Raw genomic sequence first — 26,032 nt, 5'->3', positions numbered from 1 at the left:
CTATCCCCGTAGCCCCAGCACGCGGCGCGCGATCGACTGGCGGTGGACCTCGCTCGGTCCCTCGTACATCCGCATCAGGCGCGCCTTCTGCCAGAGCGCGTTGAGCGGCAGCTCCAGCGTCATGCCGAGCGCTCCGAGCGTCTGCATGGCATGGTCGCAGGCCTCATAGGCCATCTCGGTCGCGAACACCTTGATCATCGAGGCTTCGTGGCGCACGTCCTCGCCACGATCGGTCTTGTCGGCGGCATCGCGTACCATCAGCCGGCAGGCATGCATGCGCGTCGAGATATCGGCGATCCACCACTGGATCGCCTGGCGATCGGCGAGCTTGACGCCGAACGTCTCGCGCTGCCTGGCGTGTTCGCACAGCATGTCGAGCGCGCGCCTGGCGATGCCGATGCAGGTCGATCCCATCTCGAGCCGCCGCGTGCGCAGCCGCAGCTGCATCGGCGCATAGCCCTTGCCGACCTCGCCCAGCACCGAGTCCTTGGGGATGCGGCAATCCTCGAACACGATCTCGTAGGTCGCGCCGCCGGCCAGCATCGGAATCTCGCGCTCGATAATGAAGCCGGGCGTGCCCTTCTCGACGATGAAAGAGGTGATGCCGCCCTGCCGCGCATCGTTACCGACGCGGGCCATGACGATGATGAAATCGGCAGCCCGGGCATTGCTGATCCAGATCTTGCGGCCGTTCAGCACCCACCGGTCGCCCTCCAGCACCGCACGGGTCTTCATGGCGGCGGGATCGCCGCCGGCGCCGGGCTCGGAGATCGCGATCGCGGAACTCATCCGGCCCTCGATATAGGGCTGAAGATATTTCGTCTTCTGCGCCTCGGTGCCGACCGCCTGCAGCATGCGCAGGTTCGGCGAGTCCGGCGGCAGAACGAAGGGCACACAGGTGCGGCCAAGTTCCTCGTGGACCGCGGCCATGGTGCGGGTCGGCAGATCATGGCCGCCAAGGTCTTCGGGGGCATCGAGGCCCCACAATCCCAGATCCTTGGAGACCGTCCGCAGCCGCTGCTTCTGCTCGACGGTCAGTTCCGGATGATCGGAGCCCGGCAGCTTGGACTTCAGGTAATGCGGCTCGAGTGGAATCAGCTCGCGGTCGACGAATTTCGCGACCGTCTCGCGGATCATGGCAGTCTCTTCATCGCTGCTCATCGAAAAAACCTCTCAGTCCGCAAACCCGACATAACGTACGAAATCGTCATTGGGCTCGCGATCGGAGCGTACCGCGTTGGCCGGAAAGCTGTCGTCGGGATAGCCCATCGCGACGCAGGTCATGATGACCTCGTCCTCGGGGATATCCGCGACTTCGCGTACGATGTCCGAGCGCATGATGCCCTGCCCGTTGATGACGCTGCCAAGCCCGCGGTCCCAGGCGGCGAGCACGATGCCGTAGCAGAGCGCGCCGAGATCGAAATGGCAGACCGCGCCGGGATCGAGAACCTTGTCATAGGTCAGGACCAGCGAGACTGGTGCGTCGAACTGCCGGAAGCCGCGCAGTACCCAGTCCTGCCACATCGGCTTGTCGTCGCGGGCAATTCCCATCACGGCGAACAGTTTTTTCGCGATATCGACCTGCCGGCCGCGGTGCACGCCCTGGTATTCGCCATGGCTGATGATGTCGCGCTTGGGCCTGGCGCCCGCGATCATCTCCTCCATGTTGCGGCGGCGCACTTGCTCCAGCGGCTCGCCGGTCAGGGCATGGATGTGCCAGGGCTGGGTGTTCATCGACGACGGCGCGCGCTTGGCGACCGCGATGATGTCCTCGATGACGGCGCGGGAAACCGGCTCCTTGGTGAACCCGCGCACGCTCTTGCGGGTTTGAACCAGCGTCTCGAAATCCATCCGTTGCATTCCGTCCGTCCGTTGCATTCCCATGGTCAGTCAATCCCTCTTGAAACGATAATCGAAGCGGTCGCCGTCTGCGGTAATCAGGCCTGCGGTGGGCGTCGGGAAATGGATCGGCAGGATCAGCGTGTCGGTGCCGGCGACAGACGCAAAGAACTTCCGCCGCGAGACCGCCGACTGCTTCGGATCCCAGTCGGGCTTCGCCGACCATTCCGGCTCGCGGCACTGGATGACGTGATGCATGAGATCGCCGGTCACCACCGCGCGCTTGCCCTTTGAGAAGATGTTGACGCAGCAGTGACAGGGCGAATGCCCCGGCGTCGGCGTCAGCGTAATGGTATCTTCGAGCGCGTAATCGTCGTCAACCAGGACGGCCTGCCCGGCTTCCATGATGGGCAGGCAATTGTCGCGAAAAACCGTGCCGGGCGGGTTGGCGCCCTTGGCATTCTCCGCCTCCCACGCGGCATATTCCCGCTTATGGAATATGTACTTCGCATTGGGGAATGTCGGCACCCAGCGCCCGTCGCGCAGCGTGGTATTCCAGCCGGTATGGTCGATGTGCAGATGGGTGCAGAACACGTAGTCGACCTGCTCGTAGGAGATGCCGAGCGCGAACAGCTCGTTGCGCCAGCGCTCCTTGCCGGGAAAATCGAATGGCGGCGGATGGCCCTTGTCCTCGCCGGTGCAGGTGTCGACCAGGATGGTGTAGCGCGGCGTGCGGACGACAAAGGTCTGATAGGTGATCACGATCAGCCCCAGCGCCGTGTCGAACACTTCCGGCTCCATGCCGGCGAGATGATGCCTGAACACCGCCTCATCGTAGGCCGGGAAGAAATCCTGCGGCCGACGCCACGGCCCCTCGCGCTCGATGACAGCGTCGATGGTGATATCGCCGATCCTGAGCTGCTTCATGGCCCGTTCGCTCCCTTTTTGGAGCAACGTAGCTGCGAGTTCCGATCCCCACAAGCCGAGCGCGGCGCGCCTTGCCATGCGTCCTTGCATTGGCCGTCCGAAACGTTGCTAATGCTGCGTAGATGGCTATCCGAACGATTCAGCTTGTCGTCCTGCCGATGCTTGCAGCGCTGCCGGCGCCGGCCTTCGCGGCGCCCGACACGGTGTTCTTCCCGAGCGCCGATGGCTCGACCGAAATCGTCGCCTATCTCTTCAAGCCGCAAACGCCGGGCCCTCACCCCGCCATCGTCATGCTGCACGGCCGCGGTGGGCCCTACTCAGCCAACATCAACAAGGGTTGCGCGCTGGTGTCGCGCGCCAGCAGGTCGGCGTGCAATGCGAGTGGCCTGTCGAAGCGGCACATGATGTGGGGCCAGTATTGGGTGGAACACGGTTACGTTGCGCTGCTTCCGGACAGTTTTGGACCACGTGGCAAAGCGCACGGCTTCGGCCGCTTCACCCATGACGAGCCCGATCGCGCCGACGTCAATGAGAAGACCGTGCGGCCGCTCGATGCCGAAGGCGCGCTGAGCTGGCTGCGCAGTCAGCGCGACGTCGTGCCCCATCGTATCTTCCTGCAGGGCTGGTCGAATGGCGGCAGCACTGCATTGAATGTAATGCAAAGGCAGGGCGCGAAAACTTCGGGCTATCGCGCCGCACTGGCGCTCTATCCCGGCTGCGGACCGAAAGCCCTGCTTGCGCCCGATCTCGCGACGACTGCGCCGGTCGCCTTGTTGATCGGCTCAGACGACGAAGAGGTTTCGCCTGCGAGGTGCCAGGACATGGCCCAGCGATCCATCGCCGCGGGCAGCAAGATCGATGTCGTGCTCTATCCCGGCGCGACACATGGTTTTGACGACCCCGGACGAAGCCACCAATCCATTCCAGGCAATCGCTCTGCGCTCGAGGATGCACTGAAGCGCGCGATCGCATTTGTGGAGAGATTAAGGGACTAGCGGCACGGAAGGACGTCACCGCCATCGTTTCGGCCTTCCCCTGCCCCCCGCCGCAAATCGAACAGAAATGCTGCCTAGCGAATGCGTCCTCTACGTGGGGGCAGTCCTTGAACAAGAAACTCAAATACGCCGCGGCAATCGCCGTTCTCGCGGCCGCAATCTACCTCAACAACACCAATCTTCTCGCCAGGCATCACGACGGCCAAGCTGTCCTGCTCGCCCATCGCGGAATGGCGCAGCGCTTTGACGAACGCGACCTGAAGAATGACACCTGCACGGCGGCGCGGATGTTGCCACCGACGCACGAGTACCTTGAGAATACAATCGACTCGATGCGGGCCGGCTTCGCGGCGGGCGCCGATATCGTCGAGCTCGACATTCACCCCACCACCGACGGTGAATTCGCGGTGTTTCACGACTGGACGCTGGATTGCCGCACCGATGGCCACGGGGTCACGCGCGAGCACTCCATGGCCTATTTGAAGAAGCTCGACATTGGCCATGGCTATACCGCCGACGGTGGCAAAACCTTTCCCTTTCGCGGCAAGGGCATTGGCTTGATGCCGACGCTCACCGAGGTGCTGGCGGCCTTTCCGGAACAGCGGCTATTGATCAATGTAAAGAGCCGCGACCCTTCCGAGGGAGAGAAGCTCGCGGCCGTATTGAACAAGCTTCCCGCCGAACGCCGGGCGCAGATCATGGTCTATGGCGGCGACGAGCCGGTCGACATCGTGCGCCAGCAGACGCCCGAAGTCCGAACGATCTCGCGCTCGACCATCAAGAGCTGCCTCCTCCGCTACATCGGCTACGGCTGGAGCGGCGTGGTACCGAAAGCCTGCACCAACGCGATGGTGATGCTGCCGATCAACGTTGCTCCGTGGCTCTGGGGCTGGCCCGACCGTTTCCTCAACCGCATGAAAGCCGCCAACAGCGAGGTCTTCGTGCTCGGCCGCTATAGCGGCGGCGAGTTCTCGACCGGGATAGATACACCTGAGCAATTTGCACGGCTGCCGCAAAACTATTCCGGCGGCATCTGGACCAATGAGATCGAGGCCATCGCCCCACTCGCACGCAAATAGTTTGTAGCCCGGATGGAGCGAAGCGCAATCCGGGACTCCTCCGTTGGCCTAAACTGTTCCCGGATTGCGCTTCGCTCCATCCGGGCTACGACCGCAACCCCGGCGCTTCCTGTCCGGTGCGCGCGACATATTCGGTGTAGCCGCCGCCGTACAGATGAGGGCCTTCCGGCGTCAACTCGAGCAAGCGATTGGAGAGCGCGGCCAGAAAATGCCGGTCGTGGGAGACGAACAGCATGGTGCCCTCGAACTCGGACAGCGCGTTGATCAGCATTTCCTTGGTCGCGAGGTCCAGATGGTTGGTCGGCTCGTCCAGCACCAGGAAATTCGGCGGGTCATAGAGCATTTTTGCCATCACCAGCCGCGCCTTCTCGCCGCCCGAGAGCACCCGGCATTTTTTCTCGACGTCATCGCCGGAAAAACCGAAGCAGCCGGCGAGCGCGCGGAGCGAGCCTTGTCCCGCCTGCGGAAACGAATCCTCCAGCCACTGGAACACCGTGCGTTCGCCGTCGAGCAGGTCCATGGCGTGCTGGGCGAAGTAGCCCATCTTGACGCTGCTGCCGATCGCCACGGTGCCGTCATCGGGCTCGGTCGAGCCAGCGACCAGCTTCAGCAGCGTCGACTTGCCGGCGCCGTTGACGCCCATCACGCACCACCGCTCCTTGCGGCGGATCATGAAATCGAGCCCCCGATAGATGGCGCGGCTGCCATAGCCCTTGTGGACGTTCTTCAGGCTGACGACGTCCTCACCCGAGCGCGGCGCCGGCAGGAACCCGAATGCCACCGTCTGGCGGCGCTTCGGCGGCTCGACGCGCTCGATCTTGTCGAGCTTCTTGACCCGGCTCTGCACCTGGGCGGCATGCGAGGCGCGCGCCTTGAAGCGTTCGATGAACTTGATTTCCTTGGCCAGCATCGCTTGCTGGCGCTCGAACTGGGCTTGCTGCTGCTTTTCGTTCAGCGCGCGCTGCTGCTCGTAGAATTCGTAATTGCCGGAATAGGTCGAGAGCGTGCCGCCGTCGATCTCGACGACCTTGTTGATGATGCGGTTGATGAATTCGCGGTCATGCGAGGTCATCAAGAGCGCGCCTTCGTATCCCTTCAGGAACTGTTCCAGCCAGATCAGGCTTTCCAGGTCGAGATGGTTGCTCGGCTCGTCCAGCAGCATCACGTCCGGGCGCATCAGGAGAATGCGCGCCAGAGCGACCCGCATCTTCCAGCCGCCCGACAGTGCGCCGACATCGCCTTCCATCATTTCCTGGCTGAAGCCAAGGCCCGACAGCGCCTCGCGCGCCCGGCCATCGAGGGCATAGCCGTCGAGCTCCTCAAAGCGGTGCTGCACCTCGCCATAGCGCGCGATGATCTCCTCCATCTCATCGGCACGATCAGGATCGGCCATCGCGGCCTCGAGGTCCCTCAATTCGCCCGCCACGACGCTCACGGGCCCCGCGCCGTCCATGACCTCGGCCACCGCGCTGCGGCCCGACATCTCGCCGACGTCCTGGCTGAAATAGCCAATGGTAATGCCGCGATCGAGGGAGACCTGACCTTCGTCGGGCAGTTCCTGCCCCGAGATCATCCGGAAAAGCGTGGTCTTGCCGGCCCCGTTCGGGCCGACGAGACCGATCTTTTCGCCCTTCTGGAGGGCCGCGGAGGCTTCGATGAAGAGGATCTGGTGGCCGACTTGCTTGCTGACGTTATCGAGACGGATCATTGGGGCCTGAAAGGGGGAAATCGTTTCGGCCGCTGCTTAGGACATCTGGCGCGCCAGTGGAAGCGGTTCCGGACCGCACTCCCGAAGCAGATATCCGCCCACCTCTAGGACTATATACCAAGACGTCGGCAACCGCTGGCTCGCCACCGGGCGCGCGGCGTTACAGGTGGATCACGCCCCGTCGCGCGGCGTGTGCCACGGCGTCGGTGCGGCCGGTGGCGTCGAGCTTGTCGAGCAGTGATCCGACGTGGAATTTGGCCGTGTGCACGGATATTCCAAGCTGTCTCGCAATAGCCTTGTTCGAGGCGCCTTCGGCCATCAGCACCAGCACGTCGCGTTCGCGCGGCGTTAGCTCGATGTCGTCAGGTTCGAGGGCGGCTTGCGCCTCACGTGACACGAGCGCCACCGCGGCTGCCTCCCCCGGTGTCGCCAGACGGATACCGGCGACGCCGCCGAGCAACGATGCGAGCCGGTCCGCCAGCACGGGATCGGTAATCTCGATGGCGACCACGACAACTTGTGAAGCTTCCTCGCTCACGCGTCCGCCCTTTCGCCGATCGTGAGCTTGACCCGCACCGGTTCGCCACCGCGCCGAATTGTGACGTCAACGACCGAGCCGACGCTGTCTGGTCCGAGCGCCCGTAACAATGCGCGCACGCCGGAGAGCTTCTCGCCGTTCCAGGCGACGATAATATCGCCTTGCCGGATGCCGGCGGCGGCCGAAGGGCCCGACTTATCGAGACTCATCACCATCGCGCCGATGCCATCGTCAAGCTTGACGGGCTGCAGCCCCACCCCGAGATAGCCCCGCGCGATCCGGCCATGGGTTTCAAGCCTTCCTGCGATCCGGCCGATTGTCGCGCTGGGAATGACAAGAACACGTCGCACCCCCTCAACAGCCATACCGATCACTTCACCGGAGGCGGTGAGCGCGAGGCCGCCCTCGTGGCTATGCCGCAGCCGCACGCCGAGCTCGATCCGGGCGTCTATCTCACCACCGCGCAGGCTTCGCCAGCGGCCGCCAACCAGCGATACCGTACCCAGCGCCGCGGTGGGAACGCCGTGCTCGGCGGCGACCACGACCGACAGCGAGCCGAGTTCCGGAACGACGGATGAGAGCGCGACCGGCACAATGTTCTTGTCCTCGAATCGCAGCAGCGCGATGTCCGTCGTGTGATCGCGTCCCGCGATACTGGCCGGCCGCGTCGTTCCGTCGGCAAGTTTGATGGAGACCTCGCCCTCGTCGGCCAATGCCTCGTCGGCCGTCACGATCAGGCCGGGCTTCCAGACGAAGCCCGAGGCCCGCAAGCGGCGCGAATGCACCGAGACGATCGCGGGCTTTGTTCGGGCGACGAGTTCGGCAAGGGCAGAGGAGAACGAGGAAAGGATGGTTGCGCTCGGGTCGGTCATGGCAGGAACTCCTGGATTGTTTGATCCAATCTGGGAGTTCTGATTGCGTTCGGGAACTAGCCTGATGGGGAGGCGCAATGCTTTTGACGACGAGCGGATCATCAGGGAACCGATATCGCGGTGATGCTCCGGCCCTTCAGCTAACGCGTGTGTTGCAGCGTGGGGCAATTTTCCGCACCAATTTTTAGAAATTTTCTAAGAGCGACTCTAAGAACCTTTCCATTAGAGGAATCAACGTCCCTCGCGTTATGCGTCCCCCTGGGGTTGCGCTGCCAAGTTTCCTGAAAGCGCGACAAGTGCTCGCAGGTTGGGGTGACGCTTTGAAGTCTCGTGATTTGTTGGGGGTCGCCGCGTCGGCGACCGTGTCCGTATTGGCGTTGTGGCCGCTGGCCTCGTTCGCGCAATCGAATTCCGGCTCCGCGTCGCAATCACTCCCGTCAGTCGTCGTCACTTCGCCTGAGAAGCGCACCGCGGCAACGACGCGGCGTAGCCCGCGCCCGGCGGCGCGAAGCGCGGCCGCTTCGCGAAGGCCCCAACCGAAACGAGAGGCGGCGCCGGCAATCGTTGTCGAAAACCCGCGCGGCGCCGTCCAAGGCTACGTCGCCGGCCGCTCGATGGCGGGCACCAAGACCAATACGCCGATCATGGAGACGCCGCAGTCGCTGTCGGTGATCGGCAGCGAACAGATTCGCGACCAGAAGCCCGGAAAGTTCGACGAGGTCCTGCGCTACACGCCAGGCGTTGTCGCCGGAACATTCGGCGCAGACACGCGTAACGACTGGTTCCTGATCCGCGGCTTCAAGTCCGACGATATCGGACTGTTCCTGGACGGTCTCCAGCTATTCTACACGTCCTATGCAAGCTGGAAGCTGCACCCGTTCAACCTCGCCCGCGTCGAGGTGCTGCGCGGTCCCTCGGCCGTGTTGTATGGCGGCTCAAGCCCGAGCGGCATCGTCAATGCCGTGAGCAAGCTGCCGCCGGCAGAGCCGATCCGCTATATCGAAACCGGCGTAAACAATTTCGGCAACGCCTATCTGTCGTTCGATCTCGGCGGCCCGGTCGCGACCGCCCCCGGAAACGGCCAGTTGTTCTACCGCGTGGTCGGGCAGGTTCAGAACGGCGGCACCCAGGTCGATTTCACGCCCGACAACAACTATTTCATCGCGCCGTCCGTTACCTACAAGCCGGATGCGGACACCACGTTCACCGTGCTGGCGTCAGCCTCGAAGACCGATACCCGCGGCATCAACTTCCTACCCTATACGGGAACGGTCATTAACGCCCCGTTCGGCCGCATCCCGACAAAATTGTTCGTGGGCGACCCCAGCGTCGACAAGTTCACGCGGGAACAGGAGATGCTCGGCTATCAGTTCGAGCGCAATCTCACCGACAGCCTCACGTTCCGGCAGAACGCCCGCTATGCCCATGTCGACCTCACCTATCGCGGTTTCATCGGCAACAACTATACCACCCTCGCTACCGGCGACATCGGCCGCTACAACTGGTACGCAAAAAACACCGCCAACCAAGGCAATCTGGACAACCAGCTGGAGTATCGTTTCGATACCGGCCCGGTACAGCACACGATGCTGTTCGGCCTAGATCTGAAAAACTATCGGATCGATGATTATCAGATCTTCGCCTTTGGTACTGTTCCCTCGATCAACGCGTTCAATCCGGTTTATGGCGTCGGCGACATACCGTTCACCGGCTCCGCGCCATTCCGCAATTTCCTTTTGACTCAGAATCAACTCGGCACCTACATCCAAGACCAGATCAAGTTCGGCGGCTTCACACTGGTGTTGAGCGGCCGCAATGACTGGGTCTCGACCAGCCAGGGCGATCGTCCGAGCGGGGCCACGTTGTACAATCGCGAAGACAGCAAGTTCAGCGGACGCGCCGGCCTGATCTACAATTTCGCCAACGGCCTCGCGCCCTATGTCGCCTATGCGACCAGCTATAATCCGATCATCGGTCTCAACGCGTCGAACCAGCTGTTCCTGCCCGAAACCGGCGAGCAGGCCGAGATCGGATTGAAGTACCAGCCTGCCGGTTTCGACGGCCATTTCAGCATCGCCGTGTTCGACCTGAAGCGGCAAAACGTGCCGACGACGGTCCCGGTCATCCTGCCTACGCTGCAGAACCAGACCGGCGAGGTGACCTCGCGCGGCCTGGAACTCGAGGCCGTGGCCAATCTCGCGCCGGGTCTGAAGATGGTTGGCGCGTTCACCACCTACGATCTCTTCACCAGCAAGGACGCAAATCCGGCCTTGATAGGCCTGACGCCGACCAACACGCCGCAGCAGACAGGATCGCTCTGGGCTGACTACACATTCCAGGAGGGACCGCTGCGAGGCTTTGGCTTTGGCGGCGGCGTGCGCTATGTCGGAAAATCCTTTGCCGATATCGCGAACACGCTGGTGGTTCCGTCTGTGGTGCTTGGCGACGCGGCGGTCCACTACGAATGGCAAAACTGGCGTGCGGCGCTGAACGTCATCAACATCGCCGACACGATCTATGTCGCAAGCTGTGCGTCGGATACGTCGTGCTTTTATGGTGACCGGCGCCGCGTGACGGCGAGCCTCGCATACAAGTGGTAGCGCGGGCGTAATCGGTAGGAGGCCTCGCTGAAAGCCAGAACCGTTCGCATCTGGTCGGTGGTTCATACCTGGAGCAGCCTGATATCGACGCTGTTCCTGCTGCTGCTGTGCGTCACTGGCCTGCCGCTGATCTTCCATCATGAGATCGACGAACTGCTCGGCTACGATCCGAAACCCGAGCTTGCCCAGCCTGGCGCGGTGAAGCGGAGCATCGACGAGATCGCCCGCACGGCGCTCGCGCACGATGCCGGCCGGGTGCTGCAATACATTTTGTGGGACAAGGACGAACCAAACACGGTGATCGCCTTCACCAACAACAAGGTCGACGGCGACCCGGACGCGGCGACGCTCAGGGCGTACGACGCACACACCGCCAAGCCACTCGGCTCGGTCGGTGGCGGCCCGATGCTGATATTCCTAAAACTCCACGTCGATATGTTTGCGGGCCAACCCGGCAAGCTGTTCCTCGGCGCGATGGGTTTTCTGTTCCTGATCGCGATCGTCTCCGGCGTCGTGCTGTACTGGCCGTTCACGCGCCGTCTGAGCTTTGGCACGCTGAGGGACAAGTCGCGGCGCATTGCCTGGTTCGACTGGCACAATCTCCTTGGCGCCATCACCATCGCCTGGGCGCTGGTGGTCGGCGCTACCGGCGTCATCAATACGCTCGCCGAGGTGATGCTGAGCCAGTGGAAAGCCACCGAACTCGCCGACATGGTCAAGCCCTATGCCGGCAAGCCGCCGCCGGTGCACCTCGCCTCGCTTGACGCCACGCTCGAGAAAGCCCGGAACACCGCGCCCGGGATGAATGTCTCGTTCGTCGCCTTTCCAGGCACGCCCTTTACGAGTTCGCATCACTTCGCTGTCTTCATGCGCGGCGACACGCCGCTGACGTCGCGGCTGCTCAAGCCGGTGCTGCTGGATGGCGAGACCGGAGAAGTGTCCGATGCGCGCGACCTTCCCGTCTATCTCAAGGCGCTGCTGGTTTCGCAGCCGCTGCATTTCGGCGACTATGGCGGCATGCCGCTGAAGATCATCTGGGCGCTGCTCGATGTCATGACCATCATCGTGATCGGCAGCGGGCTCTATCTATGGGTCGTCAAACGCCGCAAGCATCGCAGCCACGCCATCGCGGGGCAGCCCTTGTTGCAGCCGTCCGAATGACCGCCGCACGCAAATCCCGATCGACTGGCAATTGGTCGACCGTGTATGGTGGCCCGCTCCTGCTCGGCGTTCTCGCGATTGCGGGGCTGCTGAGCGCGCTGTTGTCCGCAGGTCCCGGCCGTTACTTTTCCTGGCTCGCGCTCGGCGCACCTGTCGCCCTCACCGCATGGTTTTTCGCGCGGCGAAAGCGCGCCTAGGCCGAGATCCGCGCCGCTACGCCGACCGCATCAGCTTCAGTGTGGCGGCCAGCCGCAGGCTGCGCTTTCCCGCGAGCGCAATGGCTTCGAGTTCAGCGCCAGCCTCGTCGCAGGTGCCGGCAAAGCCGATGCCGACCTCATGGCCGCCGAACACGAAGTTTTCGCCTTTCGCCGGCGTGTGCTCCTGGTTGAGGATCTCGCCCTTCCAGCGGCCGTCGGCCGAGGAATAGGAGCCGAGATAATAGAAAAAAGCGTCGCCGCCGAGGATGCGGCCGTCCAGCAGCAGCATGACGCCCGACAGGCCAGCCTTGACGCCGTCGAGTGCGCGAAGCTGGATGGAATAGAGCCCGTTGATAATGCCGCCTTGACCGACGGTGCCGACCGGCGGCAGCGCCTCATCGTCGAGCCGCGTCAACTCGGCCCAGAACAGAGCGCCCGGCCGCGGCGCGGCGCGGCCTTCAAAACGAATCTTGTTGTCCTGCAGCTTGCCTCGCACGCTGATGGCGGCCACGTCGGTGTCCATCAGCGGCTTGTAGTGGGGATCGTCATTGTGACGCTGGGTGATGACTTCGCCGAGGATTTCCCCGCCGCACTCCTGATAAGTGCCGAGATGGGCGAAGGCTGAATTGCCGCCCAGCAGCTTGCCATTGTGCATGCACATGATGCTGCGGCCGAACGCGTCGTTTACGCCATACTCGACCTTGTAGAGCCCGTTCAGCAACGAAGGTGTCCCGCGCTATCGAATTATCTCGCGGGGGCATAGCACCGCCGGAAGCCCGGAACCAGCCGCGTTTTAACGCAGGTTCAATGCCGCTTGAAATACTGCACGGCGCGCTCGTGCTTTTCCGCCGCCGCGCGGGATTTGAAGGTTCCTAGGTTGCGGCGCTTGCCGGTTTTCGGGTTGATTTTGCGGGAATAGAGCCGGTATTCGCCGGATTGCAGTTTTCGGATCATGGAAAGCACCGCTTATTGACGAGCCCCTTCCGTAATAATTGGACCACGGGCCCTCTTGTTCCGGGCCGGCTATTCGCGTTGTCTTTAGGCCTTGCAATGCCGGACCGCTCGGCCGGCACGGAATGATTGGGGGCGTCGGTGCAGCATCTCTTCCTCTATGTCCTCGCGCTCGGCGCCGGTGTCAGCGTCGTCACCCAACAGCTGCTCAACAGCAGCCTGCGCACGGCGCTGGGGTCGCCGGCCTGGGCCGGACTGATCAGCTATGCGGGCGGCCTCATCACCATGATCGTCGCGGTGATCGCGCTCCGCGAGCGGGTGCCGTCGTGGACGAGCGTCGCCGATGTGCCGTGGTGGGCGTGGTCGGGCGGCGTGTTCGGCGGCGCCCTCATCCTGCTGGCGATCCTGCTGCTGCCCTCGCTCGGCGCGGCCACGCTGTTTGCGCTGGTCATCGCCGGCCAGGTGCTCGCCGCCGTTACGCTGGATCATTTCGGTGCATTCGGGTTGACGCCGCATCCCATCGGCGCCGCGCGGCTGGCAGGCGCCGTGCTGCTGATCGCCGGCGTCGTCCTGATCCGGGAGTGATCGTCGGGCGTCTCAGAAGCACAAATTCGTCACCACGTTGCCGCGCTTGTCCTTGATCGCATAGGGACAGCGGAGCCGCTCGAGCGCTTTCTTCGCATCCTCATCGCCAAGGGCGGCGGCCCGCTGATAGTAGGCTTTGGCGGCGTCGGAATCCTTTGGTCCACCGCGTCCTTCCTGCGCGAATGCGCCCATCCGCTCGAGCGCACCGGGATGATTTTGCGCCGCCGCCTTCTCGAACAGCGCGCGGGCCGCAGTGTCGTCCCTGGCCCCGCCATTGCCTTCGGCCAGCATCATGCCGAGTTGATACTGCGCCTCGGCATTGGTCTCGGCGGCCTTCGACAGCAGTTCGCGCCCACGCGCCGGATCGGAGGATGCTCCACCGCCGAGGGCGGCAAGGTTGCTGACGCCGCGCGGATTGCCGGCCTGGGCCGCGCGCTCGAACAGCTTGCGCGCCTGCGCCACGTCGCGAGCGACGCCCGCGCCGGTCCCGTAGAGCACGCCGAGTTCGACCATGGCCGAGCTCGAGCCCTTGTCGGCCGCCTTGCGCCAGGCCACCATCGCTTCCGGCATCTGCCGGTTGGCGGCGTAAGCCCGCCCGAGCTGGTACATCGCCCGGCGCGACGAACCCGCGGCGTTCTTGCAGAACTTGATGGCGATGGCGACGTCGGAAGCCGCGATATCTGCCACGCCCTTCGCGTCGGCCGGCTTGTCGGGGTCGGCGGGATCGGCCGCAACACGGTCGCACAGCACGAGATCAGCCGATTGCGTATGGGCCGGGCCCTGCGCTGAGGCTGCGGCGACGACGACGATCAGCAGGACTTGGAGCGCCCTCTTCATAAAGCGCAGGTTGCGTCGGCGCGCCGGCAAATTCAAGGTTCCAGCCCGCTCTCGCGCAACGCCGGTGCGACCTCGGGCGACGCAAGAAACCGCAGCAACCGGTCTGCCTCGGCCGGCTTGTTCGTTGCCGCCATTCGTCCCGCCGAAAACACCGCAGGTGTTTGCAGTTCGTATGGAATGGGCCCAACCACCTCGATGCCGCCGATCTGCTTCAACTCGCTGATCTGCTGGACTGCGAGATCGGCGTCGCCGCTCACGAGCCGCTCGGCGGTAAAGCCCTGCGGGATGATCACTGCGCGGGCGTTGATGTCGCAGGCAATGCCGAGTTGCTCGAGCAGTCTTGCGAATAGAATGCCGCTGGCGCCGAGCCGCGAATAGGCGACCGAACGCGCGCCTAGCAGCGCTGTGCGCAGCGCAGCCTCAGTCGCAATATCCGGATGGGCCGCCCCGGCTTTCACAGCGATGCCGACCCAGGAGCGCGCGAGATCCACGCAACTTTCGGCGACCATCCGCCCTTCGCGAGTGATTTCGTCGAGCCCCTCTCGGGTCAGGATCACCACGTCGGCTGCCTCGCCTGCGCGCAGCCGCTCCAGCAGCGCCAATGTCGGAGCGAAATCGGCGTCGATGCGTGCGCCGCCGGCCGCCTGATACTGGCCGGCGAGGCCATGAACGGCGCCCTTCAACGCGAGCGTCGACAGCACGCGGATGGCGTCGCTCATCGCCGCTACACCCGGTGCATCAGCTTGAGCACCGCGGTCATGCGAAGGCTGCGCTTGCCGGCGAGCGCGGTCGCCTCCAGCAGCGCGCCTTCCTCGTCGCAGGTGCCGGAAAAGCCGATGCCGATTTCATGACCGCCGAAGATGGGATTCTCGCCCATGGAGGGCGTGTGTTCCTGATTGAGGATCTGGCCTTTCCAGCGGCCGCTCTCCGACGTGTAGGTGCCGACATAGTAGAAGGATGCGTCACCGCCGAGGATACGCCCGCCATTGAGCAGCATCACACCGGTCAGGCCGCCTTCGACGCCGTCGAGCAGGCGAACATGAATGGAATAGAGGCCGTTGACGATGCCCCCCTCACCGACACCGCCGGCGATCGGTACGGCGTCCTGCTCGATCGGCGTCATCACCGAGTGAAACGGCACGCCGGGCAGTTCTTTCAAGCCCCCTTCAAAACGATAGAGGTCTCCGTCAGCCCTGCCCCTCGCCAGCAGGGTGGCATCGTCGGTGCCGGCCATCGCGCGGTAATTCGGATCCGGGTTGTGGCGGACGGTCTGGATCACGATGTCGACGCCATCGTCGCGCTTTTCGTACGTGCCGATATGGGCAAATGCCGAATTGCCGCCCAGCATCCTGCCGTCGCGCGCATGCATCACGCTGCGGCCGACCGCAGCGCCAAGCTGAAACCTGACTTTGTAGAATCCCTCAAACAATGCCGCGTCCCCGGCAGGCCCACGGCCGTTGTCTAGCGCGGTTCATAACGCAGGGGAACGGTCTTGAACCGGCCCATGTGAATCGACCTCATCAAGAGGCCGTGTCATCAAAACGTAATGATCCGCCAAGGCGGTTTCGCCTTGGCGGATCAGCTTTTGCCCCGGGCGCCCCCGGGTCATGTCGTAGTTCCTTAGGCCGCGGCCGCCTTGGCGCCGGTCGGGACTTCCGCGATGGTCTTCAGGATCTGGGACGCGATCTGGTAGGGGTCGCCCTGCGAGTTTGGACGGCGGTCTTCCAGATAGCCCTTGTAGCCGTTGTTGGCGAAGGAGTGCGGAACGCGGATCGAGGCGCCGCGGTCAGCAATGCCATAGCTGAACTTGTTCCAGGGGGCGGTCTCGTGCTTGCCGGTCAGGCGCTTGTCGTTGTCCGGCCCGTAGACCGCAATGTGGTCCATGATATTCTTCTCGAAGGCAGCCATCAGCTTCTCGAAGTACTCCTTGCCGCCGACTTCGCGCATATACTTGGTCGAGAAGTTGGCGTGCATGCCCGAGCCGTTCCAGTCGGTGTCGCCGAGCGGCTTGCAGTGGAACTCGATGTCGATGCCGTAGGATTCGGTGAGACGCAGCATCAGGTAGCGCGCCATCCACATTTCGTCAGCGGCCTTCTTGGAGCCCTTGCCGAAGATCTGGAATTCCCACTGGCCCTTCGCCACTTCGGCGTTGATGCCTTCGTGGTTGATGCCGGCGGCGAGGCAGAGGTTGAGGTGTTCTTCCACGATCTTGCGGGCGACGGAGCCGACGTTCGAGTAGCCGACGCCGGTGTAGTACGGGCCCTGCGGCGCCGGATAGCCATCCGACGGGAAGCCGAGCGGACGGCCGTCCTTGTAGAAGAAATATTCCTGCTCGAAGCCGAACCAGGCGCCTTCATCGTCGAGAATCGTTGCGCGCTTGTTCGAGGCGTGCGGGGTCTTGCCGTCGGGCATCATGACTTCGCACATGACGAGGGCGCCATTTTCCCGCGCAGCGTCCGGATAGACGGCGACCGGCTTCAGCACGCAATCGGAGCTGTGGCCTTCGGCCTGCATGGTCGAGGAGCCGTCAAAACCCCACAGCGGAAGCTGTTCCAGCGTCGGAAACTTGTCGAATTCCTTGATCTGCGTTTTGCCGCGCAGACTCGGCGTCGGCGTATAGCCGTCGAGCCAAATATACTCGAGCTTGTACTTGGTCATTGAGCCTCTCTTGAGTTGCTAGTGGAATGCGGGAAACCGAAGCCTTGAAAATCTGGATTTTGACGCCCAGCCCCCTGGAGGTCTCCGCACATACGTGTACCCGGCCACGTCAGGCCACGTCTTACTAAGCATTTAACGTGCCAATCGCTGCACTGCGGGAGAGGCTATCCACAGGGCGGCTCGGCCGGCGGCGAAAATAAAAGCTGCGACATAGCAGCGCGGCAGGCCTGCAAAACGGGCGGTGCAGCGGCAGGTTTGCTGTCCGAATCCAGCCCATTTCTCCGGCATTTTCGCTTGCGGGTGGCTCCGCGATTAAAGCCGCGGCACCCCTTCGAGGCATCCGCGAAGGATGCCGACCTATCGGGGCAACCATGCGGCCGGCTCACGCGTTGGTCATCCGCCCGCTGCCTCGCAGAAAGCAACTCCCAAAATGCCTATGAAATAGCCAGAACGTGCCGATCTCTTGGTCACTTGCACCCGCTCGGGGCACCGACAATATCGACTTACGTAACCAGTAGAGAACGAGTCGGGCGCACCATGGAGGCTGTCGCTTCGGCGCAAGGAGAGACTGACATGATGAATACAGGTGTGAATGAAGGGTCCGCCAGGATTTACCAATTCCCGACCGGCGGCCGTGCGGCGCTCGGGGGACGTCGCTATGGCGAAGCCAAGACCGAGTTTGCCGCTCCGCCGGCCAACCTCGCGGCGTGCAGCGACAGCTGGTACCACGCAGCCGCCATCGAGGACGAAAAGAACGGGCGCGACCACTGATGTGCGGGTGGTGTTTGACAGGGACGCGCCCGATCAATGAGGTGCGGACGGTGAACTAAAAAAGGGTCGGAACAACGCCGTTTCGGCCCTTTTTCATGTCTGCTCGCATGTGGTGATCGGCCGCTTGGCATGCTTGAGCGTTGTGACCCCGGCCTTGGTGATCCTCAGGGTCACGCCCTTCGCCTGATACCGCGATCCCGACAGCGCCACGCGCTTGGGCAGAGTGAGCGCCTTGCCGTCGAGCTGCAGATGGGCGCGCGAATCGTACTGGAAAAACCCGACGATGAATTGCGCCCCGTCGGCGCAGCTATAGTTCCGGAAAGTCGACTGTGCGAACGCGGCCGACGGTGCGGCTGCCATCGCGACGGCGCATAGCGCAACGCCAAAAATCGTGTTTCTGCGACAATTCATGTTTCGCCCCTTGCAGAGTTCAGTATAGACGAGACGGGAGCGAACGACATGCCCTTCCCGCCCTTGTCCGCCGTCTGAGATCATCCGAACCAGCCGATGTCAGTGACCCCCACCCGCCATCTCAAGCTCTCCGGCGCCAGCAATTTCCGCGATATCGGCGGCTATCCGACCAGCGACGGCCGGACCGTGCGCTGGCGGCAGATTTTTCGTTCCAACCACCTCGGCCATCTCACCGATGACGATGTCTCCGTGCTGCGGGAGCTGGGCGTCCGCAGCGCGTTCGACTTTCGCGGCACCGAGGAACGCGCCGCCGCCCTGTGCGGCATGCCTGAAATCACCGTGCATTCGCTGCCGGTCGAACCCACGGTGGTCGCGGCGCTCCGCGCCATCGCGGCATCAGGCACGCCGCTGTCGACGGACCACGCCGTCGAGGTGATGCGTGATTCCTACAGCGGCTATGTACAGAACAACACGCAGCATTTCCGCGCACTGTTTGCGCATCTGTTGGAAGATCGCGCGCCGCTGGTGATCCATTGCACCGCCGGCAAGGACCGCACCGGTTTTGCATGCGCGCTGATCCTGCACACGCTCGGCGTTTCCGAGGACATCATCTCGGAAGACTATCTCCTGACCAATCAATTCTACCGCAGGGATCCCAATCACAGCAGCGACCTGCCCGACGAGATCAAGCAGGTGCTGGGTTCAGTGCAGGCATCGTTCCTCGCCGCCGCGTTCGAGGCCATCGACGTCGACTATGGCGATCTCGAAAGCTATCTTCGCGATGGCCTCGGTCTCGGCAACGCCGAACGTGCCCATCTCGAAGCGCGCTATCTGCAAGGATGATCTGCAAGGTTTACCTAATCCGCCTTCACCCGGCGCATCGATACGACCTGCGCAGACGGCTTGCCGCCTGTCGTCCTGACGTTGACCTGCACTTTATAGTCGTTGCTGGTTTCGCCCTTGGGCACATAGAGCATGGCAGTAAAGCGCACGCGGCCGCGCGCATCGAGCGTCACCGGCAGATCCTCACGCACGCGGAAGGAATTGCCCTGGCGATTTCGCGGCGGCAGCCTGGCCGTCATGACCGGCTCGACCAGCGCACGCAGATCGAGCTTGGTCGCGGTTGCACCGTCAATCCGGTAATAGGCAAAGGAATCGCTGTCCCAGCGGCTGTTCGCGACCTCGATGACGGCTTGGCTGTCGGGCGCCCAGGCCGCGAGCAGATCGTAGCGGTTCGCACGCATTTCGCCGGTCTCCCAATAGGTGCCGCCGAGCGTGGCAAGCACCGCGCCATCGGTGACACGGATCAGGACGTTTTCAACGTCGTTGGGAGTCTGGTTGCCGGATGGCAGGCCATGCGCGGTCCGCCAGGCGAACGCATAATTTTTTGATGGCGAGGTGGTGTTCGTGAACACGCGCAGCGCGCCGCTGCCCGTACCGCAGACAAGGCTGCCACGTTGATCGGCGATGCAGGGCTCTCCCTGCACCGCGGCCGTTTGCGACGCGTACAATGCGAGGAGAACGACCGGAAATGTCAGAGCGGTGCGCACGGTTCGATCCTAAGCTCCGGCCGCCTGCTTCGTAAAGCGGCGGACGGATTTGGCGGCCGTGAGGCTCGCTACGGGCTCAGGCCGCCGCTTCCATTTCCATTTCGGCATCGAGATCGGCGATGACGTCCTCGAATGCCGAGATTGCCTGCTGTATCGCAGCGATCTGCATCAATTCCCAGCTCGAGACCGGACCGCTGCGATTTTGCAGCGCTACGACCAGGTCGCGCCGCTGCTCCTTAAGCTGAACAAGCGGTAAACCATGATCCGGCAAACCCATGACAAATTCCCCTACCTTCTGTTGGTAGCCGGGTTGTACCGAACGGGTTCTGAAAACGGCTTACAGAACTCCGGCAAATTTTATCGATTCCGCCTGATCCCGTAGTCCTACGTAACTTCGGCGGCTTTCACCATCTTCTTGATTTGATTGAACAGCGCCTCTGTGACGTTCCGCGTCGCCCAGTCGCTCAAATGCAGTACGAGGTCATCGGCCGGATCGATCAACTCCCGCATCGCGATGGTCTTCTGCCAATGCTCCATTAGGGCGTAACGACGAAATACATCGACCCCGGCGGCCTTAGCCAGCTCGGATACGCCTTTCACCATCGTGTCTGAGAGTTCCTTCTTCTCGGGCTTCTCGACGACGGCGGTGGTATATTGCGAGTCCATCAAGATGACATCCGCCGGAATCCTGGCCAGGCGATCCAGCCCCTCCGCAATGGCGGCGAAGACTTTCTCGAACGCGAATTCGGGCACAGTGTTGCGAAAGACGGCGTTGGTGCCGACCTGCCAGATCACCAGCGCCGGCGCCTCGTCGATCACATCGGATTGCATGCGCGGCAGCTCGGTCGACGCTTCCTCGCCGCCGACTCCCCGGTTGATCACGTTGATCATCCGTTTGCCAAACTCGCTGGTCATCTCGGTGCCGAACTCGTTCCTCAACATCAGCTCAAGGTAGGCCGGATAGGGCACGACCAGGCGCGTGCCGGCCGTCGACGAGGAACCAAAGGCAACGATTTTGGTGTTTCGCTGCTTCAGGCTTCGCGCCAGATTCGGAAGCGGGTATTTGAAGCCCACAATATCCTGCAGCGTATCGCCAGGCGGGGGAGTTTCTGCCATATGCCTGCCCTGTTGTCGGAGCGATCAATGGTCAGAGATATTTGGACGCAATTTCGCCGAGCAATGCAACTTATTTTCACCCCCGAAATTGGCCGTCTGCCGGGAGACCTATCATGGACGGAAAAGTCGTTGTCGTGACTGGCGCGCTGGGCGCACTCGGCAGGGTCGTTGCGGACGAAGCGCTGGCGGGCGGCGCCAGGGTTGCCAGCGTCGACCATGCCCCGACGCAGGTCCCGGCTACGGCCGACCTGTTTGAACTCGGCGGCGTCGACCTCACCGATGCAGCCCAGGCCAAGAAAGCAATCGACGCCGCGGCGTCGCATTTCGGCAAGCTCGATGCGCTGATCAACATCGCCGGCGGCTTTGCCTTCGAGACCGTGGCGGACGGCGATCCCAGGACCTGGCAACGGATGTACGCGCTCAACGTCGCGACCGCGCTGAATGCATCGCGCGCGGCGATCCCGCATCTCGTCGCTTCGGGCACCGGGCGCATCATCAATGTCGGCGCGATGGGCGCGCTGCAGGCAGGCAGTGGCATGGGCGCCTACGCCGCCTCCAAGGCCGGCGTGCATCGCCTCACTGAGGCGCTCGCCACCGAACTCAAGGGCAGGATCACGGTCAACGCCGTGCTGCCGTCGATCATCGACACCGCGGCCAACCGCGCCAGCATGCCCAAAGCCGATTTCGCCAAATGGGTGACGCCGAAGGAGTTGGCCGACGTGATCCTGTTCCTCGCCAGCGACGCGGCCAGCGCCGTCACCGGCGCGCTGCTGCCGGTGAACGGGAGGGTTTAACCCTCTACATCCACCAGCTTTCGCAGCACTGCCTTGAAGCGGATGCTGCGCTTGCCAGCGAGCGCGGTGGCTTCGCCTTCCGCGCCCTCGCCGTCATACGTGCCGGAAAAACCGATGCCGACTTCATGGCCGCCGAACAGCGGCCGGTCGCCCTTGGCCGCCGTATGCTCGCGGTTGACGAGTTCGCCCTTCCATCTGCCGTTCGCCGCCGAGTACGCCCCGATATAGTCGAAGAACGCATCGCCGCCCCTGATGCTGCCGTCATGCAGCAACATGACACCGCTGTTGCCGGCATCGATGCCGTCGAGCATGCGGATGTGGATTGAATAGAGCCCGTTGCGGATCCCGTCCGCGCCGACCGTGCCGGGCGGCGGCGCGTCGGCGTCGTTGATCGGGCTCAGCACGGTCTTGAACCGGAAGCCCGGCAAGGCTGCGCTGCCGCCCTCGAAATGAATTTCCTCCCCGCAGCGCACGCCTGTGTAATTCAGCGCGATGTTGTCGACGTCGAACATCGGGACATAGCGGGGGTCGTGGTAGTGGCGCGACATCAAGCATTCGGCAGAGATGACGCCGTCGGCCTCTTTGAAGTGGCCTACGAACGAGGAGCCGGTATCGCCGCCATAGAGCCTGCCACCCTCGGTGGCGAAAATCACGCCGGAACCTTCCCCGCGTTCCGTGGTGAAACGAAATTTGTACAGTCCTTGCACGCCCTGCTTGCTCCGGAATCGGCAAAGGCCAGTGCCCCGCGAACGATCGATCGCAAAGTTCCCTCAATTGCCGTTGGCCTTGTCCCCGGAGCCTAGAATAGCCGCTAGCGCACCACCCGATCAAACGCTTTGCCCGAATTCGGCTAGAGTCTGCGCGATTGAGTCGCGGCCAGACGCGCCGCCGGAGCGAATTTTTGGAAACCGCGCTTTATCTTCCCGTCAAACGCTTCCTGGAAAAACTCGGCTTCACGGTCAAGGGCGAGGTCGGGGGTTGCGATCTGGTGGCGTTGAGTGGCGACGACCCGCCGATCGTGGTGATCGGCGAGCTGAAGCTTGTCTTCAACCTGGAACTGATCCTGCAAGCGGTGGATCGCGCGGGCGCAGCCGACGAGGTCTGGCTCGCGGCCAAATTATCTGCCCGTGGCAAGGGCCGCGAGAGCGACGCGCGGTATCGCAATCTCTGCCGCCGGCTCGGTTTCGGCATGCTGGCGGTCACCAACACGGGCGATGTCGAGGTGATCGTCCAGCCTGCGACGGCCGCCCCTCGCCGCAATCCGAAAAAGCGATCGCGGCTGGTCGCGGAGCATCAGAAGCGCAAGGGCGATCCGGCGATGGGCGGTTCGACGCGCGCGCCGATCATGACGGCCTATCGGCAGCAGGCGCTGGCCTGCGCCGCGGCGCTGTCAGGCGGGCCCCGACGTGTGAAGGATTTGCGGACCGAAATTCCCGACGCCGGAAAAATCCTGCTGCATAATGTCTATGGCTGGTTCGATCGCGCCGAGCGCGGCATCTACGTGCTGACCGACGCCGGACATGCCGCGTTGAAACGCTGGCCGCAGCAGCCGCTGGACCTGAGCGCCGCCGGCAATTCCGCGCCTTGAAAGCTGCGACAAAAACGGGAGGACAACATGATCGTGGTGACCGGCAGTGTGACCGCCCGCGCGGACAGTTTTGACGAGGTGCGGAAACTTAGTCTCGAACATGTCCGTCGCTCGCGCACCGAGCCCGGCTGCATCTCCCACGCCGTCCATGTCGATTGCGAGAATTCGCTGCGGCTGGTGTTTTTCGAGCAATGGGCCGATCGCGCCGCCCTGCTGGCGCATTTTGCCGTCCCCGCTTCGCGCGATTTCGTCCGATCGCTGCAGGCGCTTGCGGAAGCCGCCACCACCATCGAACTGTATGACGCTACCAGGCTGGAAAAATTGTAGGTGCATGGCTGTATTGCCATGCCAAATTCGTATTGCAATGCAACATGAGGGCACCTAGGTATCTCCGCAAGCATATGCGAGGCCCCTATGAGCGAAGACTGGAACACGAAATACGGCACACGGCGCGTCCGGCGGGATCCGCCGACGCTGGAGGAGGCAATCTTCGCCGCGGTGGGGATCACCGACGATCAGCAGCAGCAGGCGGAAATCGCCGCCGCGCTGATGGGCCTGCCCTACGAGGAAGTGCTGGCTGAAGTAAAGAAGACCGGCCGCGCAGTCGCGCGATCGGCCACCCGCATCATTGCGGGCGAGCAAGGCGCCCAGCGCGCCGTCGTGGTCGAGCGCCGCGTCGTCAGGCGATTCGGCAACGACAAGCGCACCGGCACCTGAGAAGCTCAGGACATCAATGATACAGGGCAATTCGCTGGATCAGGAACCGGCGAATTGCCCTGATTGAACGCCCCGCTCAGGCGGCGCGGCTCCAGCCCGACACCCGAAGCAACATCTGCCAGTAGGCGCGGTTCAAATTGGCTACCGTGCGTGCCGCATTGAACGTGCTGTCAGCCCAGGTTGTCGCGAGTTCTGTCTGGTCTTGCTTTGTCAGATCGATGGTGCCGGTCGATTCGCCGTGGCGGAACACAAGCTGCGCACCGAACTTGCTGGCGAGCGCCCGCATCGCCTCGTTCTGCGCACCGGTCGTGATCCGCAGGCTCTTGTAGCCCTTGGCGCGCGCTACCGTCATCAGCTTGCGGAACAGGATGCTGCCGACACCCCGCCGCCGCACCGACGCTTCGACGCTGAACGCGATCTCGGGTAGCGAATCCGGTGACTGGTCCGGCGGATGCAGTTCCGCCGCCCCCCGAACCACGCCGTTTTCAAAGAAGGCGATGATGGTCGTGCCGTCATTGGCACATTTCTCGGCGTAGCGCTCGATGAACCTGTCGTCCATGAAGCCATGGAAGCGGTCGCGACGGCTGTTGCGGTCGAGCCGCAGCAGGTGATCGCGCAACAGCAGCAATTCTTCCTGCTGGCTCAGCGTGCGCACGCTGCTATTGGCGAGCGCGGCCGCGACATGGGTGAGGTACATATCCAAAACTCCTCTGAGAGAAGCCCTCGAGGAGGCGTCGAATCCCTAGACCACCTATATTGTGCATCGCAACATGAAATTCAAGCCCGGATTGTCCGTATACTGCCTTAAATAATGGCAGTAATTGCAGCGACTTAGCGGCACATTCATTAACCAATTGTTAAGGTTCGCCACCCGGCGCAGACTGGGCACGGGGATTGCTTATTTCTGAACAAACCAAGGCCTTCATAGCGTTTTCGAGCGAAGTGGATATCGGTTCGCGTGAAGAAAACGCGTCAAAATAAGAATCTAGAGCTTTGGTTCTGACTCAATCAGAACCAAAGCTCTAGACGACACATTCGGATGGTTCGTGGAGGTCCGTCGTGGCTGTCGTGCTCGACACCAGTTCTTGCCTTCCGGAACGCCGGCTGACGGTGTGGCAGGACATCGTCTGCGACACTTTCGTCGGGCTCGACTGCAAATCGGACATGCGCGGCGCGTTTTGGGGCTCGGTGTCGCAAGCCAGAATCGGACCGATCGCGCTCACGCAGGTCGATTCCACCGCCCAGCGGGTATTCCGCACGCCGTCGCGAATCGCCCGCGCCAGCGAAGATTTCGTGCTGATGGCGCTCGGCAACAGCGGCGTGAACGGCGTCTTCCAGGACGGCCGCGAGGCGATCGTCTCCGCCGGACAATTCGTCATTTACGACACCACCCGCCCCTACGAACTGCGCTTCGACGACAGCTTTTCGCAGACCATCTTCCAGATGCCGCGCAAGCTGCTGCAACAGCGCGTCGGCTCGTTCGACGGTCTGACCGCGACCACGTTCGCGGGCGATCGTCCGCTCGAACGGCTGACTTATGATTTCGCGCGCAATGTGAGCAGGACGATCGAGCAGGTCGATCCCGCGGCCGCAAGCCGCCTGCTCGACCAGACGCTCGACCTGCTCGCGATGACGCTGGCCGACAGGCTGCATGCGCGCCTGCCGGACCAGTCGGTTCACCGGTCGGCGCTGCTCTATCGCCTCAAGAATCATATCCTGACGCATCTCGCCGATCCCGAATTATCGCTGCCGCGCGCTGCGGCGGCGACAGGAATCTCGCCGCGTTACGCCAGTGATCTGATGGCCGCCGAGCAGACCTCGTTCCGCGGCTACGTGCAGACGCAGCGGCTGGAGCGCTGCAAGCGCGATCTTGCCGACCCCGCCCACCAAGCCCGGCACATCGGCGAGATCGCCTTCGCGTGGGGCTTTAACGACCTCGCCCATTTCAGCCGCATCTTCAAGCAGCGGTTCGGCGTCTCGCCGCGCGAATGGCGCGAGCAGCCGCGCCAATAACACCTTCCACCCGGCCCTCCCGTCACGTCACAAGCGTCAGGCGTCGCTCGGCCGTCCAACTGCCGATTAAGACAAGTTTTCGTGCCGCCGCGGACAAGCGGCGCGCGTTGCCATGGCTGTAAGCT

General features: G+C 63.1%; 31 protein-coding genes. 13 read left to right on the top strand and 18 right to left on the bottom strand.

Going from position 1 to position 26,032, the window contains the following annotated elements; translation table 11 throughout:
- The 3 genes from V1283_RS14975 to V1283_RS14965 are packed head-to-tail and all read right to left on the bottom strand — an operon-like array spanning window position 1 to window position 2,766.
- A complete protein-coding gene (locus V1283_RS14975; protein ID WP_334387237.1) occupies window positions 1-1,161 on the bottom strand; it encodes an acyl-CoA dehydrogenase family protein in 1,161 nt (386 codons plus the stop codon).
- 12 nt (window positions 1,162-1,173) lie between these two features.
- Entirely contained in the window at window positions 1,174-1,851 is a 678-nt protein-coding gene (locus V1283_RS14970; protein WP_334393072.1) for a nitroreductase, read from the bottom strand.
- 39 nt (window positions 1,852-1,890) lie between these two features.
- Window positions 1,891-2,766, bottom strand: coding sequence for an MBL fold metallo-hydrolase (locus V1283_RS14965; protein ID WP_334387235.1), 876 nt, complete (start codon window positions 2,764-2,766; stop codon window positions 1,891-1,893).
- Between the two features lie 122 nt (window positions 2,767-2,888).
- On the opposite strand from V1283_RS14965, the gene V1283_RS14960 reads away from it, so the two are divergent.
- On the top strand, window positions 2,889-3,761 hold the full coding sequence (locus V1283_RS14960) for a dienelactone hydrolase family protein (protein ID WP_334387234.1): 873 nt from the start codon (window positions 2,889-2,891) through the stop codon (window positions 3,759-3,761).
- Between the two features lie 107 nt (window positions 3,762-3,868).
- The gene (locus V1283_RS14955; protein ID WP_334387233.1) at window positions 3,869-4,840 is read left to right on the top strand and encodes a glycerophosphodiester phosphodiesterase family protein; all 972 of its coding nucleotides are present in this window, start codon (window positions 3,869-3,871) and stop codon (window positions 4,838-4,840) included.
- An 85-nt stretch (window positions 4,841-4,925) separates the two neighbouring features.
- On the opposite strand, the gene V1283_RS14950 is transcribed toward V1283_RS14955, so the two are convergent.
- From V1283_RS14950 to V1283_RS14940, 3 genes are all read right to left on the bottom strand, one after another.
- On the bottom strand, window positions 4,926-6,548 hold the full coding sequence (locus V1283_RS14950; RefSeq protein WP_334387232.1) for an ABC-F family ATP-binding cassette domain-containing protein: 1,623 nt from the start codon (window positions 6,546-6,548) through the stop codon (window positions 4,926-4,928).
- 160 nt (window positions 6,549-6,708) lie between these two features.
- Window positions 6,709-7,086 (bottom strand): response regulator transcription factor, encoded by a 378-nt coding sequence (locus tag V1283_RS14945; RefSeq protein ID WP_334387231.1) that lies wholly within the window; start codon window positions 7,084-7,086, stop codon window positions 6,709-6,711.
- Window positions 7,083-7,958: a S1C family serine protease gene (locus V1283_RS14940; RefSeq protein WP_334387230.1), complete on the bottom strand. Its 876-nt coding sequence runs from the start codon at window positions 7,956-7,958 to the stop codon at window positions 7,083-7,085. Before V1283_RS14940 ends, V1283_RS14945 begins: the two co-directional genes overlap by 4 nt.
- Before the next feature lie 320 nt (window positions 7,959-8,278).
- On the opposite strand from V1283_RS14940, the gene V1283_RS14935 reads away from it, so the two are divergent.
- The 3 genes from V1283_RS14935 to V1283_RS14925 are packed head-to-tail and all read left to right on the top strand — an operon-like array spanning window position 8,279 to window position 11,916.
- Window positions 8,279-10,558: a TonB-dependent siderophore receptor gene (locus V1283_RS14935; protein ID WP_334387229.1), complete on the top strand. Its 2,280-nt coding sequence runs from the start codon at window positions 8,279-8,281 to the stop codon at window positions 10,556-10,558.
- Window positions 10,559-10,615: 57 nt separating this feature from the next.
- Complete coding sequence (locus tag V1283_RS14930) at window positions 10,616-11,719, top strand: PepSY-associated TM helix domain-containing protein (RefSeq protein ID WP_334387228.1); 1,104 nt, start codon at window positions 10,616-10,618, stop codon at window positions 11,717-11,719.
- Window positions 11,716-11,916 carry a hypothetical protein gene (locus tag V1283_RS14925; RefSeq protein WP_334387227.1) on the top strand — a complete coding sequence of 67 codons (201 nt, stop codon included), beginning with the start codon at window positions 11,716-11,718 and terminating at the stop codon, window positions 11,914-11,916. The genes V1283_RS14930 and V1283_RS14925 overlap by 4 nt, the downstream gene beginning before the upstream one ends.
- A 16-nt stretch (window positions 11,917-11,932) precedes the next feature.
- On the opposite strand, the gene V1283_RS14920 is transcribed toward V1283_RS14925, so the two are convergent.
- Window positions 11,933-12,637 (bottom strand): GrlR family regulatory protein, encoded by a 705-nt coding sequence (locus V1283_RS14920; RefSeq protein ID WP_334387226.1) that lies wholly within the window; start codon window positions 12,635-12,637, stop codon window positions 11,933-11,935.
- A gap of 83 nt (window positions 12,638-12,720) precedes the next feature.
- Window positions 12,721-12,870 (bottom strand): hypothetical protein, encoded by a 150-nt coding sequence (locus V1283_RS14915; protein ID WP_141686549.1) that lies wholly within the window; start codon window positions 12,868-12,870, stop codon window positions 12,721-12,723.
- A gap of 138 nt (window positions 12,871-13,008) precedes the next feature.
- Between V1283_RS14915 and V1283_RS14910 the strand changes: the two genes are divergently transcribed.
- On the top strand, window positions 13,009-13,452 hold the full coding sequence (locus V1283_RS14910) for a DMT family transporter (protein ID WP_334387225.1): 444 nt from the start codon (window positions 13,009-13,011) through the stop codon (window positions 13,450-13,452).
- A gap of 12 nt (window positions 13,453-13,464) precedes the next feature.
- Here the strand turns inward: V1283_RS14910 and V1283_RS14905 are convergent, their stop codons facing one another.
- The 4 genes from V1283_RS14905 to V1283_RS14890 all read right to left on the bottom strand — a co-directional run bounded on the left by V1283_RS14905 (window position 13,465) and on the right by V1283_RS14890 (window position 16,947).
- Complete coding sequence (locus tag V1283_RS14905) at window positions 13,465-14,289, bottom strand: tetratricopeptide repeat protein (protein ID WP_334387224.1); 825 nt, start codon at window positions 14,287-14,289, stop codon at window positions 13,465-13,467.
- Window positions 14,290-14,321: 32 nt separating this feature from the next.
- Window positions 14,322-15,008, bottom strand: coding sequence for a substrate-binding domain-containing protein (locus V1283_RS14900; protein WP_334387223.1), 687 nt, complete (start codon window positions 15,006-15,008; stop codon window positions 14,322-14,324).
- A 5-nt stretch (window positions 15,009-15,013) separates the two neighbouring features.
- Window positions 15,014-15,718 (bottom strand): GrlR family regulatory protein, encoded by a 705-nt coding sequence (locus V1283_RS14895; RefSeq protein ID WP_334387222.1) that lies wholly within the window; start codon window positions 15,716-15,718, stop codon window positions 15,014-15,016.
- 191 nt (window positions 15,719-15,909) lie between these two features.
- Window positions 15,910-16,947, bottom strand: a complete 1,038-nt coding sequence (locus V1283_RS14890; RefSeq protein WP_334387221.1) for a glutamine synthetase beta-grasp domain-containing protein — start codon at window positions 16,945-16,947, stop codon at window positions 15,910-15,912.
- A gap of 573 nt (window positions 16,948-17,520) precedes the next feature.
- Between V1283_RS14890 and V1283_RS14885 the strand changes: the two genes are divergently transcribed.
- A complete protein-coding gene (locus tag V1283_RS14885) occupies window positions 17,521-17,718 on the top strand; it encodes a DUF2735 domain-containing protein (protein ID WP_334387220.1) in 198 nt (65 codons plus the stop codon).
- 93 nt (window positions 17,719-17,811) lie between these two features.
- Here the strand turns inward: V1283_RS14885 and V1283_RS14880 are convergent, their stop codons facing one another.
- The gene (locus tag V1283_RS14880) at window positions 17,812-18,129 is read right to left on the bottom strand and encodes an MliC family protein (RefSeq protein WP_334387219.1); all 318 of its coding nucleotides are present in this window, start codon (window positions 18,127-18,129) and stop codon (window positions 17,812-17,814) included.
- 96 nt (window positions 18,130-18,225) lie between these two features.
- Between V1283_RS14880 and V1283_RS14875 the strand changes: the two genes are divergently transcribed.
- Window positions 18,226-18,972 (top strand): tyrosine-protein phosphatase, encoded by a 747-nt coding sequence (locus V1283_RS14875; RefSeq protein ID WP_334387218.1) that lies wholly within the window; start codon window positions 18,226-18,228, stop codon window positions 18,970-18,972.
- 14 nt (window positions 18,973-18,986) lie between these two features.
- Here V1283_RS14875 and V1283_RS14870 read toward each other — a convergent pair whose 3' ends face one another.
- From V1283_RS14870 to V1283_RS14860, 3 genes are all read right to left on the bottom strand, one after another.
- On the bottom strand, window positions 18,987-19,679 hold the full coding sequence (locus V1283_RS14870; RefSeq protein ID WP_334387217.1) for a hypothetical protein: 693 nt from the start codon (window positions 19,677-19,679) through the stop codon (window positions 18,987-18,989).
- A 76-nt stretch (window positions 19,680-19,755) separates the two neighbouring features.
- The gene (locus V1283_RS14865; RefSeq protein ID WP_057839937.1) at window positions 19,756-19,956 is read right to left on the bottom strand and encodes a hypothetical protein; all 201 of its coding nucleotides are present in this window, start codon (window positions 19,954-19,956) and stop codon (window positions 19,756-19,758) included.
- 107 nt (window positions 19,957-20,063) lie between these two features.
- Window positions 20,064-20,795 carry an SGNH/GDSL hydrolase family protein gene (locus V1283_RS14860; protein ID WP_334387216.1) on the bottom strand — a complete coding sequence of 244 codons (732 nt, stop codon included), beginning with the start codon at window positions 20,793-20,795 and terminating at the stop codon, window positions 20,064-20,066.
- Window positions 20,796-20,908: 113 nt separating this feature from the next.
- Between V1283_RS14860 and fabG the strand changes: the two genes are divergently transcribed.
- Window positions 20,909-21,589 (top strand): 3-oxoacyl-ACP reductase FabG, encoded by a 681-nt coding sequence (gene fabG, locus V1283_RS14855; RefSeq protein WP_334387215.1) that lies wholly within the window; start codon window positions 20,909-20,911, stop codon window positions 21,587-21,589.
- On the opposite strand, the gene V1283_RS14850 is transcribed toward fabG, so the two are convergent.
- Window positions 21,586-22,242 (bottom strand): GrlR family regulatory protein, encoded by a 657-nt coding sequence (locus V1283_RS14850; RefSeq protein WP_334387214.1) that lies wholly within the window; start codon window positions 22,240-22,242, stop codon window positions 21,586-21,588. The genes fabG and V1283_RS14850 overlap by 4 nt on opposite strands.
- Window positions 22,243-22,490: 248 nt before the next feature.
- Between V1283_RS14850 and V1283_RS14845 the strand changes: the two genes are divergently transcribed.
- From V1283_RS14845 to V1283_RS14835, 3 genes are all read left to right on the top strand, one after another.
- Window positions 22,491-23,177, top strand: a complete 687-nt coding sequence (locus V1283_RS14845; protein WP_334387213.1) for a DUF2161 domain-containing phosphodiesterase — start codon at window positions 22,491-22,493, stop codon at window positions 23,175-23,177.
- A 27-nt stretch (window positions 23,178-23,204) separates the two neighbouring features.
- Complete coding sequence (locus V1283_RS14840; protein ID WP_334387212.1) at window positions 23,205-23,504, top strand: putative quinol monooxygenase; 300 nt, start codon at window positions 23,205-23,207, stop codon at window positions 23,502-23,504.
- Window positions 23,505-23,591: 87 nt separating this feature from the next.
- Window positions 23,592-23,894: a hypothetical protein gene (locus tag V1283_RS14835; protein ID WP_334387211.1), complete on the top strand. Its 303-nt coding sequence runs from the start codon at window positions 23,592-23,594 to the stop codon at window positions 23,892-23,894.
- A gap of 76 nt (window positions 23,895-23,970) precedes the next feature.
- Here the strand turns inward: V1283_RS14835 and V1283_RS14830 are convergent, their stop codons facing one another.
- Window positions 23,971-24,591, bottom strand: a complete 621-nt coding sequence (locus V1283_RS14830; protein ID WP_334387210.1) for a GNAT family N-acetyltransferase — start codon at window positions 24,589-24,591, stop codon at window positions 23,971-23,973.
- Between the two features lie 362 nt (window positions 24,592-24,953).
- On the opposite strand from V1283_RS14830, the gene V1283_RS14825 reads away from it, so the two are divergent.
- The gene (locus V1283_RS14825) at window positions 24,954-25,907 is read left to right on the top strand and encodes a helix-turn-helix domain-containing protein (protein ID WP_334387209.1); all 954 of its coding nucleotides are present in this window, start codon (window positions 24,954-24,956) and stop codon (window positions 25,905-25,907) included.
- Window positions 25,908-26,032 lie beyond the last annotated feature (125 nt).

This window comes from Bradyrhizobium sp. AZCC 2262 (assembly GCF_036924535.1).
Classification (GTDB): Bacteria; Pseudomonadota; Alphaproteobacteria; order Rhizobiales; family Xanthobacteraceae; genus Bradyrhizobium.
The sequence above is the reverse complement of the archived record's forward strand: the minus strand, read 5'-3'. Positions and strand labels throughout refer to the sequence as shown.